This window comes from Micromonospora sediminicola, assembly GCF_900089585.1.
GTDB lineage: Bacteria > Actinomycetota > Actinomycetes > Mycobacteriales > Micromonosporaceae > Micromonospora > Micromonospora sediminicola.
In genome coordinates this window covers 2016830-2030503 of the sequence record NZ_FLRH01000003.1, presented here as the reverse complement: position 1 = coordinate 2030503, position 13674 = coordinate 2016830, and the positions used below count along the sequence as shown (strand labels likewise).

15 protein-coding genes and 1 riboswitch are annotated in these 13674 nt (G+C 74.8%); of the genes, 9 read left to right on the top strand and 6 right to left on the bottom strand.

From position 1 onward, the window contains the following. Positions 1-31 precede the first annotated feature (31 nt). Positions 32-271, top strand: a complete 240-nt coding sequence (locus GA0070622_RS10210; RefSeq protein ID WP_007072348.1) for an acyl carrier protein — start codon at positions 32-34, stop codon at positions 269-271. A 2-nt stretch (positions 272-273) separates the two neighbouring features. Then, positions 274-1500, top strand: coding sequence for a beta-ketoacyl-ACP synthase II (gene fabF / locus GA0070622_RS10205; protein WP_091572563.1), 1227 nt, complete (start codon positions 274-276; stop codon positions 1498-1500). A 65-nt stretch (positions 1501-1565) separates the two neighbouring features. On the opposite strand, the gene GA0070622_RS10200 is transcribed toward fabF, so the two are convergent. The 3 genes from GA0070622_RS10200 to GA0070622_RS10190 form a co-directional block, all read right to left on the bottom strand. Beyond that, positions 1566-1787 (bottom strand): hypothetical protein, encoded by a 222-nt coding sequence (locus GA0070622_RS10200; RefSeq protein WP_091572560.1) that lies wholly within the window; start codon positions 1785-1787, stop codon positions 1566-1568. A 116-nt stretch (positions 1788-1903) separates the two neighbouring features. Then, a complete protein-coding gene (locus GA0070622_RS10195; protein WP_176710439.1) occupies positions 1904-3628 on the bottom strand; it encodes a glycoside hydrolase family 3 protein in 1725 nt (574 codons plus the stop codon). Between the two features lie 24 nt (positions 3629-3652). Beyond that, positions 3653-4144 (bottom strand): DUF3145 domain-containing protein, encoded by a 492-nt coding sequence (locus GA0070622_RS10190; protein WP_091572550.1) that lies wholly within the window; start codon positions 4142-4144, stop codon positions 3653-3655. Positions 4145-4469: 325 nt separating this feature from the next. On the opposite strand from GA0070622_RS10190, the gene GA0070622_RS10185 reads away from it, so the two are divergent. Beyond that, positions 4470-4799 carry a hypothetical protein gene (locus tag GA0070622_RS10185; RefSeq protein WP_091572545.1) on the top strand — a complete coding sequence of 110 codons (330 nt, stop codon included), beginning with the start codon at positions 4470-4472 and terminating at the stop codon, positions 4797-4799. Between the two features lie 37 nt (positions 4800-4836). Here the strand turns inward: GA0070622_RS10185 and GA0070622_RS10180 are convergent, their stop codons facing one another. Next, complete coding sequence (locus GA0070622_RS10180; protein WP_091572542.1) at positions 4837-5472, bottom strand: carbonic anhydrase; 636 nt, start codon at positions 5470-5472, stop codon at positions 4837-4839. Between the two features lie 149 nt (positions 5473-5621). On the opposite strand from GA0070622_RS10180, the gene GA0070622_RS10175 reads away from it, so the two are divergent. The 5 genes from GA0070622_RS10175 to GA0070622_RS10155 all read left to right on the top strand — a co-directional run bounded on the left by GA0070622_RS10175 (position 5622) and on the right by GA0070622_RS10155 (position 11799). Further along, on the top strand, positions 5622-6569 hold the full coding sequence (locus tag GA0070622_RS10175) for an alpha/beta fold hydrolase (RefSeq protein ID WP_091572538.1): 948 nt from the start codon (positions 5622-5624) through the stop codon (positions 6567-6569). Between the two features lie 185 nt (positions 6570-6754). Beyond that, complete coding sequence (locus tag GA0070622_RS10170) at positions 6755-8872, top strand: HelD family protein (RefSeq protein WP_091572534.1); 2118 nt, start codon at positions 6755-6757, stop codon at positions 8870-8872. A 76-nt stretch (positions 8873-8948) separates the two neighbouring features. After that, positions 8949-9863, top strand: a complete 915-nt coding sequence (locus GA0070622_RS10165) for a cation diffusion facilitator family transporter (RefSeq protein WP_091572530.1) — start codon at positions 8949-8951, stop codon at positions 9861-9863. A 144-nt stretch (positions 9864-10007) separates the two neighbouring features. Beyond that, a riboswitch (cyclic di-AMP (ydaO/yuaA leader) is annotated at positions 10008-10138 on the top strand. A 4-nt stretch (positions 10139-10142) separates the two neighbouring features. Continuing rightward, positions 10143-11219 carry a coiled-coil domain-containing protein gene (locus GA0070622_RS10160; protein ID WP_091572527.1) on the top strand — a complete coding sequence of 359 codons (1077 nt, stop codon included), beginning with the start codon at positions 10143-10145 and terminating at the stop codon, positions 11217-11219. 79 nt (positions 11220-11298) lie between these two features. Beyond that, positions 11299-11799, top strand: a complete 501-nt coding sequence (locus GA0070622_RS10155; protein ID WP_091572523.1) for a hypothetical protein — start codon at positions 11299-11301, stop codon at positions 11797-11799. A 1-nt stretch (position 11800) separates the two neighbouring features. Here the strand turns inward: GA0070622_RS10155 and GA0070622_RS10150 are convergent, their stop codons facing one another. Together GA0070622_RS10150 and GA0070622_RS10145 are read right to left on the bottom strand one after the other, a co-directional pair. Further along, positions 11801-12313 (bottom strand): SRPBCC family protein, encoded by a 513-nt coding sequence (locus GA0070622_RS10150; RefSeq protein ID WP_245666168.1) that lies wholly within the window; start codon positions 12311-12313, stop codon positions 11801-11803. A gap of 43 nt (positions 12314-12356) precedes the next feature. Beyond that, on the bottom strand, positions 12357-12716 hold the full coding sequence (locus GA0070622_RS10145; RefSeq protein ID WP_091572519.1) for an STAS domain-containing protein: 360 nt from the start codon (positions 12714-12716) through the stop codon (positions 12357-12359). A 435-nt stretch (positions 12717-13151) separates the two neighbouring features. On the opposite strand from GA0070622_RS10145, the gene GA0070622_RS10140 reads away from it, so the two are divergent. Further along, positions 13152-13556 (top strand): hypothetical protein, encoded by a 405-nt coding sequence (locus GA0070622_RS10140; protein ID WP_091572514.1) that lies wholly within the window; start codon positions 13152-13154, stop codon positions 13554-13556. The last annotated feature ends 118 nt before the right edge of the window (positions 13557-13674 follow it).

Here is a 13674-nt window from a genome sequence, read left to right as displayed (position 1 = left end):
GAGAACCCCCCGATGAGAGGAACCAACCGCAATGACCCGTGACGAGATCACCGCCGGCCTCGCCGAGATCCTCGAAGAGGTTGCCGGGGTGAACCCGGACGACGTGGCCGAGGGGAAGTCCTTCACCGACGACCTCGACGTCGACTCGCTCTCCATGGTGGAGGTCGTGGTGGCCGCCGAGGAGAAGTTCGGCGTCAAGATCCCGGACAACGAGGTGCAGAACCTGAAGACCGTCGGGGACGCGGTCAGCTACATCGAGGCGCAGTCCTGATCATGAGTCGCCCCGACGTCGTCGTCACCGGGCTCGGCGCGACGACCCCGCTCGGCGGGGACGTCGCGTCGACCTGGGACGCCATGCTCGCCGGCCGCTCCGGGGTGAGTGCGCTCACCCAGGAGTGGGCCGCGCAACTGCCCGTCCGGATCGCCGCCCAGCTGGCGGTCGACCCGGCCGAGGTGCTGGACCGGGTGAAGCTGCGCCGGCTGGACCGCTCGGAGGCGATCGCCATCATCGCCGCGCGGCAGGCCTGGGCCGACGCCGGGCTGGCCGACGCCGGGCCCGACCCGGAGCGGCTGGCGGTCAGCGTCGGCTCCGGCATCGGCGGCGCCACCACCCTGCTCGCCCAGGACGACGTCCTGGAGGCGTCCGGCCCGCGGCGGGTCTCCCCGCACACCATCCCGATGCTGATGCCCAACGGTCCGGCCGCCTGGGTCGGGCTGGAGATGGGCGCCAAGGCCGGAGTGCACTCGGTCGCCAGCGCGTGCGCGACCGGCGCGGAGGCGATCGCGCTCGGCCTGGACATCATCCGCGCCGGCCGGGCCGACGTGGTGGTGGCCGGCGGCACCGAGGCGGTCATCCACCCGCTGCCGATCGCCGGCTTCAGCTCGATGCGGGCCATGTCGACCCGTAACGAGGAGCCGGAGCGGGCCTCCCGGCCGTGGGACAAGGGCCGGGACGGCTTCGTGCTCGGTGAGGGCGCGGGCGTGGTGGTCCTGGAGCGGGCCGAACACGCCGCCGCCCGCGGCGCGCGGGTGTACGCGCGCCTGGCCGGCGCCGGGATCACCTCGGACGCGTACGACATCGTGCAGCCGCACGCCGAGGGCGAGGGCGCGATCCGGGCCATCGCCCGGGCGGTCGCCGACGCGGACGTGGCCCGGACGGACATCGTGCACGTCAACGCGCACGCCACCTCGACCCCGGTGGGCGACATGCTGGAGATCGGCGCGCTGCGGCAGGCGCTCGGCGACCACCCGGTGCTCACCGCCACCAAGTCGATGACCGGGCACCTGCTCGGCGCGGCCGGGGCGCTGGAGTCGATCGCCACCATCCTGGCCATCCGGGACGGCGTGATCCCGCCGACGATCAACCTGGACGACCCGGACGAGGGCCTGAGCCTGGACGTGGCCGCGCACAAGGCGCGTCACCTGGAGATCCCGGCCGCGCTGAACAACGCGTTCGGCTTCGGCGGTCACAACGTGGCGCTGGTCTTCACCCGCCCCTGAGCCGCCTGATGTAAGGAAGGGCCCCTTCTTAACAGACGTCTGTTAAGAAGGGGCCCTTCCTTACATCAGGCGCGGTTGCGGGGGTGCTGCCGCGCGGTCCGCTCGTTGCCGCGCCGGTAGTTGCCGGTCCACCGGGCCATCACCAGCTGCGGGTCGTCCTCGACCTCGGCCAGGAACTGCGCGGCCCGACCGCCCCGTAGCGTGCCGGCGACCTGCCCGCGGTGCGTGATCACCACCGTGCCGTCGGCGCGCTCGACGTAGCGGAAACCGTGTGCTGGCTCTCCCATGGGCGCTCACCCTGCCAGCCGGGCGCTCGGTGCCGCATCCGGTTTCCGCCGCCGAGGGTGTTAAGCGGGGCCCCCTCCTCTACCGGAGGCGTTAACAGGGGGCCCCTCCTTACACCTCAGGCGCCGCAGGTGGTGGGCGGGAGGCCGGGGACCGGGACCGGGGACCGGCCGGTCGGGCGGGCCTTGCCGGCGAGCACCGCGGCCAGCGCGGTCATCGAGGCCCGGGTGGACGAGTAGGTGGCCAGCACCGTCGGTGACTTCGCCCCGGACAGCACGTACGGGGTGTCCATCGCCACCGTCACGTCGGCGCCGGCCCGCAGGTCCTTCGCCCCGTCGCCGTAGCCGACCAGGTGCACCACGGTGCCGCCGGACGGCACCACCTTCACCCCGGCGGCGGTGAGCGCCTCGGTCAGCAGGGCCCGGGTGCGGTCCCGGCCGCCGGAGGAGGTGACGCTGACCGGCCCGGGCACCGCGCCGCCGCACCGGCCGCGCAGCACGGTCACCGCGGCGGCGGCCAGGTCGGCGGCGGCCTTGCGGTGGCCGGCGTCGTCCAGCGTCCCGAGCGCCGGCTGGGCGTGGCCGGCCAGCCGGAACTTCATGGTCAGCACCCGGGTGACCGCCTCGACCAGGCGGGTGCGGGGCAGCGAGCCGTCCCTCAGCGCGGCGCGCAGCCCGTCGTACGCCTGGCCCACGTTCGGGGTCATCAGGATCAGGTCGTTGCCGGCGTTGAGCGCCCGGACCGCGGCCTCGCCCGGCGACCACTTCTTCGCCGGCGCCATGTTCATCCCGTCGGTGATCACCACGCCCCGGAAGCCGAGCTGGCCGCGGAGCACGTCGGTGAGCAGCTTGCGGGAGAAGGTGGCCGGGGTGCCCGGGTCGACGGCCTTGACGTTCAGGTGGGCGGACATGACCGCCATCGCGCCGGCGTCGATCCCGGCGCGGAAGGGCGGGAACGCGGTCCGGTCGAGCACCGCCCGGGACTGGCCGACCACCGGCAGCTCGGTGTGCGAGTCGGCGGCGCTGAGGCCGTGCCCGGGGAAGTGCTTGACGGCTGCCGCGACGCCCTCGGCCTGCAGTCCGCGTACCGCGCCGGCCACCTGCGGCGACGCGGTCGCCGGGTCGGCGCCGAAGGAACGCGAGCCGATCACCGTGCTGCGGGTGGCCAGCACGTCGGCGACCGGGGCGAAGTCCATGTTGATCCCCATCGCGGCCAGCTCCGCGCCGGCGGCCCGCCAGGCCGCCTCGGTCAGCGCCGGGTTGCCGGCCGCGCCGGCGGCGAGCGGGCTGGGCAGCTGGGTCACGCCGTCGGTGATCCGGGTGACCACGCCGTACTCCTGGTCGGTGCCGACCAGGAAGGGCGCGGCGCCGGCGGGCAGCTTCCCGGCGGCGGCGCGCAGCCCGTCGGTCAGCGCGCGGACCTGCTTCGGGTTGTCGACGTTGGTGGTGGCCTGGTTGCCCGAGGTCGGGTCGTCGGCGCTGAAGCCGACCAGGATCACGCCGCCGAGGCGGTACTTCGCGACCATCTCGGCCGGGGTGTCGACGCCGGCCAGGGCCCGGTTGCCGGCGGCCGACCCGGCGGACACGTCGGTCGCCGAGCTGCCGTAGGCGTAGGGCATCAGCACCTGCCCGACCAGGTCCTCGTCGGAGAGCGTGGCGACCAGGGCGGCGGCCCGGGCGGCCGGGTCGTCGGCGGTCGGGGTCGGCGCAGCCGACGACGGCGCCGCTGTCGACGGCGCCGGGCGGGGCCGGTCCGGCCCGTCCGAGCAGCCGGAGACGACCAGCGCGGTCAGTGCGGCGAGCGCGACGGCGGAGCGTCGCGGGGAAATCGACACGCGCCCCACCGTATCGGGGCAACTCGGCCGGCGTCACCCCACCCGGGTGAGCAGCGTCACCGGCGCGCCGTCGCCGGCGTACCGGTAGGGCTCCAGCTCGGCGTCCCAGGCGGTGCCGAGCGCCTTGTCGAGCGCGTGCGCGAGCGCCTCCGGCGCGCGGGCGGCGGCCATCAGGGCGCGCAGCCGATCCTCGCCGAGCTGGATGTCGCCGGCCGCGCCCACGGTGGCCCGGAACAGGCCCCGGCCCGGGACGTACATGAAGCGCTCGCCGTCGACGCCGGGACCGGGCTCCTCGGTCACCTCGAAACGGATCATGGGCCACTGCCGGAGGGCAGCGGCCAGCTCGGCGCCCGTCCCCGGGCTGCCGGTCCAGCCGCACTCGGCGCGTCGGGCGCCCGGATCGACGGGCTGCGCCGTCCAGTGCAGGTTGACCGGCGCGGCGAGGACGCGCGCGATCGCCCACTCGACGTGCGAGCACACGGCGAGCGGGGTCGAGTGGACGTATACGACGCCACGCGTTGGCACGGTGACCTCCCGGTGAGCCGAGGTGCGTCTTCCCCTACGACCTCGTCACCCGAGTGGTCCCTGGCACACATGATGACCGCTGTGACAGGTGGTGCGCCAGCGAATCGGAAAATTCGCCGGGGCGGGCGGCGGGAAATACCCGGGCGGCTGACCCGGTTGTGCACCCTGACGGCGCGACGACCAGCCAGGCGTCGGGTTCGTGTACAGTTCTCTGGGCGGTTCTGTGCCGCCGCACGTCTTCGCGGGCCGGCGCTCACCCCGGGCGTCACTCGCACAGCCCCCGGACGGATCCCGTCCCCACCGTACGTCTGCAAGGAGTACCTCCGTGGCGAGCAACACCTCTAAGACCGCGCGCGCGTCAGTCCGGGCCGGCCAGGCTGGCCAGGGTGGCGCCCTCAGCGTGCTGGGCGAGTTCAAGTACCTGATCCCGCTCAACGGCGGCAAGCACGCCTACGTGCGCAACCTGACCAACGGCAAGACCGTGCACCTGCGCACCGACTCCGACGCCTTCGTCGAGGAGATCCGCGTGCTGGCCGCCGCCGGCCACGCCGCCAAGATCCGCGCCGAGATCAACGGCCTGGCCGCGGCCCACCCGGGTCACGGTTGGGACGCCGCCGAGAAGCGTCTCGTCGAGGCCGGCGTCTTCGAGGGCTGAGCGTCCTCACCCGCACCACCGGACCGCCCGTCGGGGATCACCCCGGCGGGCGGTTCCGCGTCTCCTCCTCCGGCAGCAGGGTGACCTCGCCGGTGGCCAGGTCGTAGAGCGCGCCCACCACGGCCAGCTCCCCCGCCGCCACCGGCCCGGCGAGCAGGTCGTCGGCGCGCAGCGCGGCCACCGTGCGCCGGACGTGGCGGCGGATCGCCAGCGGATGGGCGGCCGGGTCGTCCACACCGACCTCGACCACCGCCGGCGCGATCCGGTCCACCACGTACGCCAGCGCCCCGCCGGGCCGCCGCCCGGTGCGCAGCGCGTCGACCGCCGAGCCCACCGCGCCGCAGCGCTCGTGGCCGAGCACCATCACCAGCCGTACGCCGAGCTGGCCCACCACGTACTCGATCGAGCCGCACACCGCCCGGTCCAGGACGTGCGCGCCGGTGCGGATCACACAGATCGACCCGAACGTCTGGTCGAAGATCGCCTCCAGCGGCACCCGGGAGTCGATGCAGCCCAGCAGCACCGCGTACGGCTGCTGGTCGCCGGAGGCCACCGCCGCGGCCGCCGTCACGTCGTGCCCGTGCAGCGGCTGGCCGCTGACGAACCGGCGGTTGCCGGTGAGCAGCTCGGCCAGGGCGGCCCGCGGGCTGCGGGCGGCGGGGGTCGCGGGCATGTCTCCAGCCTGGTCACCGATCCGACCGGGCGGGGCCGGACGTCGAATCTTCTCCCCACCCCGGTTGCCGTGGTGTCATGGCGGGTAACGCCGGTGTTACCGCCGGGTCACTCCGGTGCGTGCGCCGGTCGGCCCGGGGGAGGTGGACGATGCCGGAGCATCGGGAACTGCGGCTCTCCGACGACGTGCGCCTGCACGTCACGGTCAGCGGACCGGTCGACGCCGAGGTCACCGTCGTCCTGCTGCACGGCTGGACGCTGGACGGACGCAGCTGGCACCACCAGGTCGCCGAGCTGCGGGAGCGCTTCGCCGACCGGGTGCGCCTGGTGACCTACGACGCGCGCGGCCACGGCCGGTCGAGCTGCCTGGCGTTGCGCGACGCCACGCTGGCGCAGCTCGGCGACGACCTGGCGGCGGTGATCGACGAGATCGTCCCGTCCGGGCCGGTCGTGCTGGTCGGGCACTCGATGGGTGGGATGACCGTGATGGAGTACGCCCACCGCCACCCCGACCGGTTCGCCGCGCGCACCGCCGGCCTGGTCTTCGTCTCGACCACCGCCGAGGGGCACACGCACACCGTCTACGGGCTCTCGCCCCGCATCGCCCGGTTGATCCGCCTCGCCGAGACCACCGGCGCCGGGGTGCTGGCCCGCTGCGGCGGCTGGCGGCCCCCGCACGCGCTGCTGCGGGCGCTGCGCCCGAGCATCCGCTGGATGCTCTTCGGCGACCGCTGCGACCCGGCGGACATCCGGCTGGTCACCTCGGCGGTGGCGCACGCCACGCTGCGGTCGATCGGCGGGTTCCGCGCCTCGATCGGCGCCCAGCACCGGCTGGAGACGCTGACCGCGCTGGGCGGGCTGCCGGCGGCGGCGCTGGTCGGCGACCGGGACCGGCTCACCCCGCCGCCCTGCGCCGAGTCCATCGCGGCGGCGCTGCCGACCGCCGAGCTGACCGTCTGCCCCGGTGCCGGTCACATGTTGATGATGGAACGACCGGACGCTGTCAACGCGGCCGTCGCCGGGGTGCTGGACCGGGTCCTCGCGGCGCCGGGCGGGGGTGGGGGCGACCCCGCCGCGGTCGCCACCGTCACACCCTGACGGCCACCGTCGCGGCACCACACCCGGCCGCGGTGCGACGGCCCGGAAAACGGGTGGGAACGACCGGATAACGGGCAACCGCCGGGGACGCGGGCCCGGCCGGCGGCATGGCCCCGACGTCCGCCTTGCCGGCGGCCCGTACCCTCATTCAGCCCGTCGTGCCGTCCGACCCCAGGAGCACCGCGTTGACCGACCAGACCACGCTGGACCGGGAGATCGCCGCCGAGCAGCGGCATCTCGACCGGGTGTACGCCCGGCTGGCCGAACTGCGCCGGTCCGCGGCCGACGCCGAGCGGGAGGGGTACCGGCTGGCCCGGGTGGGCACCTTCGGCGCCCTGGTCGAGCGGGACGCGATGGTCTTCCACGCCGCCCAGCGGCGGCACGTGCTGGACGCCGAGCACGAGGGGCTGGTCTTCGGCCGGCTGGACCTGCGCACCGGGCAGGTGCTGCACGTGGGCCGGTTGGGCGTGCGCGCCGAGGACGCGGAGACGCTGGTGGTGGACTGGCGGGCACCGGCCGCGGCGGCGTTCTACCAGGCCACGCCCGCCGAGCCGCGCGGCGTCGTCCGCCGGCGCACGATCCAGTCGGCCGCGGAGAAGGTCACCCGGATCGAGGACGACCTGCTCGATCCGGAGGCGGCCCCGGCGGACATGGCGGTGGTCGGCGACGGCGCGCTGCTGGCCACGCTGTCCCGGGCCACCGGCCGGGGCATGCGGGACATCGTCGCCACCATCCAGCGGGAGCAGGACGAGGCGATCCGCTCCCCCGCCAGCGGAGTCACGATCGTCTCCGGCGGCCCGGGCACCGGCAAGACGGCGGTGGCGCTGCACCGGGCCGCGTACCTGCTCTACTCCGACCGGGCCCGCTACGCCGGCGGCGGCATCCTGGTGGTCGGGCCGTCCGGCGTCTTCGTCGAGTACATCGCCTCGGTGCTGCCCTCGCTCGGCGAGGAGACGGCCACGCTGCACTCGCTGGGCTCGCTCTTCCCGGGGATGTCGGCGACCCGGACCGATCCGCCGGAGGTGGCCGCGGTGAAGGGGTCGCTGCGGATGCGCCGGGTGCTGGAGCGGGCGGTGCGGGACGCGGTGCCGGACTCCCCGGCGGAGTTGCGCCTGCTCTACCGCGGTGAGCTGCTGCGGCTGGAGCGGCCGGCGCTGGACGGCATCCGGGACCGGACGCTGACCCGGGGCGCGCGCCGCAACGAGGTGCGCCGGTCGGCGTTCGACGCGGTGCTCGCCGCGCTCTACGCGCAGGCCCGGACGCTGCGGGTGGGCCGGTTGCCGGAGCAGCCCGCGTTCGAGGACGAGATCATCGAGCGGCCGGAGTTCCGGGAGTTCCTCAAGGCCTGGTGGCCCCGGTTGCACCCGCGTCACGTGCTGGGGTGGCTCGCCCGCCCGGACCGGCTGCGCCGCTACGCCGGCGGGATCCTCTCCTCGGCCGAGATCCGGTTGCTCACCGAGGCGTACCGGACGCTGGACGCCGACGGGTCGACCGTCGCCGACATCGCGCTGCTGGACGAGCTGGACGCGTTGCTCGGCACTCCGGTGCGGCGGGCGAAGCCGAAGCGGGACCCGTACCAGCTGGCCGGCGGCGTGCGCGAGCTGAGCACGTACGCCGACCGGCAGCGCGCCGCCCGGGCGGCGGCCCGGGAGCGTCCGGCGGACTACCGCGACTACGCCCACGTGGTGGTGGACGAGTCGCAGGACGTCTCGCCGATGCAGTGGCGGATGATCGGGCGCCGGGGCCGGCTGGCGTCCTGGACGGTGGTCGGCGACCCGGCGCAGACCGCCTGGACCGGCGACCCGCAGGAGCTGGACCGGGCCCGCGACCAGGCGCTGGGGCGTCGCCGCCGGCACCGCTACGAGCTGACCACCAACTACCGCAACTCGGCGGAGATCTTCGCGGTGGCGGCGGCGGAGATCCGCCGGCTGTATCCGGACCTGACGCTGCCCGACGCGGTGCGTTCCACCGGCGTGTCGCCGGTCGAGCGCACGGTGCCCGCCGCCGAGCTGCCGGCGAGCACGGTCGAGGCGGCCCGGATCCTGCTGGGCGAGGTGGAGGGCACCGTCGGCGTGATCACGCCGGTGCCGCGCCGGGACGAGGTGGCCGGCTGGCTGGACGGCCTCGGCGCCGGCCGGCTCCAGGTGGTGACCAGCCTGCAGGCCAAGGGCATGGAGTACGACGGCGTGGTGCTGGTCGCGCCGAGCGAGATCCGGGCCGACCCCGGCTCGGGGGTGCGCACGCTCTACGTCGCGTTGTCCCGGGCCACCCAACGCCTCACCACGCTCGACCCGACCGGGTGATCCACCCTCACTTGCACACATAGCGATGTGAACATACATTGGGCCTGGCCAGGGTGCGGGAGGGAAGGGTGTGTGCGTGGGCGCAGGTCATGACCACAGCGGTGCGGTGACCAACGCGGCGCACCGCCACCGGGGCCGGCTCTGGGCGGCGTTCGCGCTGCTCACCGCCCTCATGCTGGTCGAGGCGGTGGCCGCCTTCGCGACCGGTTCGCTCGCGCTGCTCTCCGACGCCGGGCACATGTTCACCGACGTGCTCGGCATCGGCATGGCGCTGGCCGCGATCACCGCCACCCGGCGCGCCACCACCGATCCGCAGCGCACATTCGGCCTCTACCGGCTGGAGGTCCTCGCGGCGCTGGCGAACGCGGTGCTGCTCGGCGCGGTCGCGGTCTACGTCCTGGTCGAGGCGGTACGCCGGTTCGGTGACCCGCCGCAGGTGCTGGCCGGCCCGATGCTCGTGGTGGCGGTGCTCGGCCTGCTCGCCAACGTCGGCGCCTTCGCGCTGCTGCGCTCCGGGGCGCAGGAGAGCATCAACCTGCGCGGCGCGTACCTGGAGGTGCTCGGCGACCTGCTCGGCTCGCTCGGGGTGATCGGCGCCGCGCTGGTCATCGCGGTCACCGACTGGTGGTGGGCCGACCCGTTGGTGGCCGTGGCGATCGGTCTGTTCATCCTGCCCCGCACCTGGCGGCTCGGCCGGGCGGCGGTGCGCATCCTGGTGCAGGCCGCGCCGGAACACCTCCAGGTGACCGCGGTGCACGACCGGCTGGCCGCCGTGCCGGGCGTGGCGGAGGTGCACGACCTGCACGTGTGGACGCTGACCTCGGGCATGGAGGTGGCCTCGGCGCACCTGACCACCGCTCCCGGCGCCGAGGTCGCCACCGTGCTGGCCGCCGCCCGGGCCGCCCTGCACGAGGACTTCTCGATCGATCACGCCACGTTGCAGATCGAACCCGGAGCGTCGGCCGGAGCGTGCGGCCCGACCGAGTGGTAATTAGGGCAAACTTAAATCTAGGCCGCTATTGTGGCGTAATGCCGGCTTTGCCGGGTTCACCGGCTCCGGGCGACGGAGCCGGCCCCGGGCAACGCCGGTAGGCTCGGTCGCGGCCACACCGCGGGCGCCACCCCGGCGCCGGTGGAGCGGCCGTCGCCTAATCGCCCGCAGGGCGAGCCGGGGAACCACGTACGTGGGGTGCATCCGCGTCAGCGGTAGGGATCTTCCGTCCCGAACCCGTCAGCTAACCCGGTCGGCGGTTGACGGAAGGACATGTGAATGCCCCCAGTGGCACCTGTACGACGGACGGCCGCCCGGATGGCGGCCCTGCTCGTCGCGATGCTGGCCCTCGGCGTCGTGACCGCGCCGGCCTCCCCCGCCTCGGCGGCGTGGTCGGCCTCCCCCACCGGCCTGCGCGCCGCCGCCCCCGGCGGTGACGACGAGGGCGGCACCCCGGAACTGCGCGCCCAGCTCGACGCGGCCAGCAAGGGCTGGCTGGAGGCCAAGGCCGCGCTGAGCCGGTCGGTGGCCCGGCAGAAGCAGCTCACCGAGCGACTCGACGCGGTCGGCGCCGAGCTGGCCGTACGCGACGCCAAGGTCGGCGAGATCGCCGAGGTGGCGTACCGCACCGGCCGGATGGGCACCGCCGCGGCCCTGCTCGGCAGCAGCAGCCCGGAGGGCTTCATGGACCGGGCGGCCGCGCTGGAGCAGGTCGCCGCGCACGAGGACCGGACGCTGCGCGACCTGATCACCACCCGGGACGAGGCGACCCGGACCCGCGCCGCGCTCGACGGCGAGATCCGGGAGCAGCGCAAGCAGGTCACGGTGATGGCCAAGCGCAAGCAGCAGGCCGAGCGGGCGCTGGAGGTGGCGAACGACCGGCCGTCCGCCGGCAGCGGCGGCGTCCGGGGCACCTCGACGGCGAACGCGACGCCGGCCAAGCGCAACTCCGACGGCTCCTGGCCGGCGGAGTCGTGCAGCGTCAACGACCCGACGCCGGCCGACGGCTGCATCACCCCGCGCACCCTGCACGCGCTCAACCAGGCCAAGGCGGCCGGCTTCACCCGGTACGTCTCCTGCCACCGGCCCAGCGGCTCCGGCGAGCACCCGAAGGGACGCGCCTGCGACTTCGCCGCCCAGAAGGACGGCTTCGGCGGGGTGGCCAGCGGCGGCGACCGGACGTACGGCAACAACCTGGCCGCGTACTTCGTGCGCAACGCCGACCCGCTCGCCGTGCTCTACGTGATCTGGTTCAAGCAGATCTGGCTGCCCAGCAGCGGCTGGAAGTCGTACAGCGGCGGCAACGGCGACCCGTCCAGCGACCACACCAACCACGTACACCTGTCGGTCTACTGAGCACTACGCTCCCCGACGTACTCCGGGAGTCGTCGCGCGGCCCACGACGTGGGCCGCGCGACGGCCGACGATCGGTGGCATGAGACGACTCTCCCCCGCCGGACGCAAGGCGCTGCTCACCGCGCACCTGGTCACCTCGCTCGGCTGGCTCGGCGCCGACCTGGGGCTGCTCGCGCTGGGCGTGGCCGGGCTGCGCGGCGCCGACCCGGAGGTCGTCTACCCCGCGGCGGCGTTGCTGGTCACCTGGCTGTTCGCGCCGCTGAGCGTCGCGGTCTGGCTGATCGGGGTGGCCAGCGCGCTGCTCACCCCGTGGGGGCTGCTGCGGTGGCGGTGGGTGCTGGTGAAGTTCGCGCTCACCACCGTGATGCTCGGGCTGGTGCTGCTCCTGCTGACGCCCCGGGTCCGGCACCTCGGCGCGCTGGCCGGCGCGGCCGACGCGCACCTGCGGATCGACCTGGTGGTGCCGCCCGCCGTCTCCACCACACTGCTGCTCGTGGCCACCGTGCTGTCCACCTGGAAGCCGTGGGGGCGGCTGCGCCCGCCCGCCCGCCGGTCGGTCCCGGCGGGGCGGGCCGGCTGAGTCAGGCCGGCCGGCCCTCCAGGGTCGCGCCCAGACGGGCCGCGAGGCCCAGGTGGGCGGCGCGGGCCTGGCGGAACGCGTAGCCGAACAGCGGGGCCGGCGCGGTGAGGGTGATCTCCACGTCGATCCGCACCACGCCGTCGGGCTCGTCGCGCAGCCGGGTGTGGTTGCGAACCGTCGTCGCCGGCTGCTGCCGGGCCACGGTGACCACCTCGTCCTCGGTGGCGACCAGCACGTCCGCCTGGTAGGTCACCGGGAAGTGCAGGGGGCCCAGCTCCAGCCGGTCGGTGATCGCATAGCTGGCCAGCGCTCCGGGCCGCGACGGCACCTGCCGGACCCGCACGATCAGCGGATGCAGCTCGCCCTGCCGGCTCAGGTCGCCGAGCAGGGCCACCGCGTCCGCCCGGGTGCACCGGGCCTGCACGGTGTAGCTGAAGCTGTCGCTGCTCTGCAACCGATCCCCCTCGCCGTCGTGGGTCGCGACGATCGTCCCGTACCGGAGCCGGGCTGGCAACGGGTCGAAGGTCCCCAGGCCGGAGGGGGATCGAGGGCGGCGCTCAGGCGCCGGGCAGCACCTCGGGGGCGTCGTCGGCGAACCAGGGCTCGGGCGCGCCGAAGAGGCCGAGCAGGCCGGTCACCCAGAGCTGCCGGTGCACGAACCGGCTCGGCTCGGTGACCACGAGCTTGACGCCGCTGACCTCGCATGTCTGGAAGCCGGCGACCATGGCGCTGATGCCGACGGAGTCGATGAACGTCACGAGCCGCATGTTGAGCTCGATCCGGGCGGGACGGGCCTTCGCGAGCACCTCGGCGATCGCTTCCCGCACCTCGTACGCGGTGTCGACGTCGATCTCCCCACGGGGCGCGATCTGGACGACACCACCCGGACGCACCGACTTCACGATCGACAGGCTCACGCGAGCACCTCCACTCGCCCGTACGGGCGCCTCATCAGTACGCGGGCCGCGACCGAGAGTATTCCTCCGACGGCCCCCGTCGCCACCCCCCGGGATGAGCAATTCGCGGAGTGGGCACACCTGGGCGAGCCCAATCCGGACCTCCGGGTTCCAATTTCCCCTTCGACGCGGACCACGACCGGCCGAACGACCGGGCCGGACCGGCCGATCCGCCGACCCAGGGTAGCGGGCCCGCGCACCTCGCGCGGACACCCGGTCCCCGACACGTTCTCCACGGTTCGTCCGGTTCGCCCGGCGACGGCCCGGGCCGCCGTCGGGACGGGTTTGGCGCGGGCGCCGACGGGGCACAGCCCACGGGGAGTGAACCGTGACGCGCCGGATGAACACCGGAGTCCGAAGTGGCCGCCGGGCTTCGGCACCCGAGGAGGTAGAACGATGTTCGGATCCAGCCTGATGGACCGCCGCAGCAAGCCCGAGCGGGTCGCGGACCAGGCGTGGCAGCACCTGCTCTCCGCCGTCGGCTCCGCCGGTGACAGCGTGCGGGACGCCACCCGGGCGGCCCGTCGCAACTCCTCCGGCCTGGCCGACGACGCCACCGACCTGGTCGGCACCGCCGCCGACGAGGCGCGCCGGCGGGCCAGCCTCGCCTTCGACGCGCTCGCCGGCCGCCGGCCCGCGCTGCCCTGGACGCTGCTGATCGCCGCGGCCCTGGCCGGCGCCGCCGTCGGCTGGGCCGCCGGCACCGCCGCCCGCGCCGCCGGCAGCCGGGACCGGGTCGCCGACGAGATCGAGTTCGTCGACGTCGACCGGCCCAACTCCCCCGCCGGCCTGGACGGCTGACCGGGACCGTACGAGCCGGCCGGTGGCCGCCCCCCCCGACCCCGGGGGCGGCCACCGGCGTCTCCGCCACCCGGCGGGGCGTTCCTCACCCGGACCGGGTGAGGGCGGGTCACCCGGT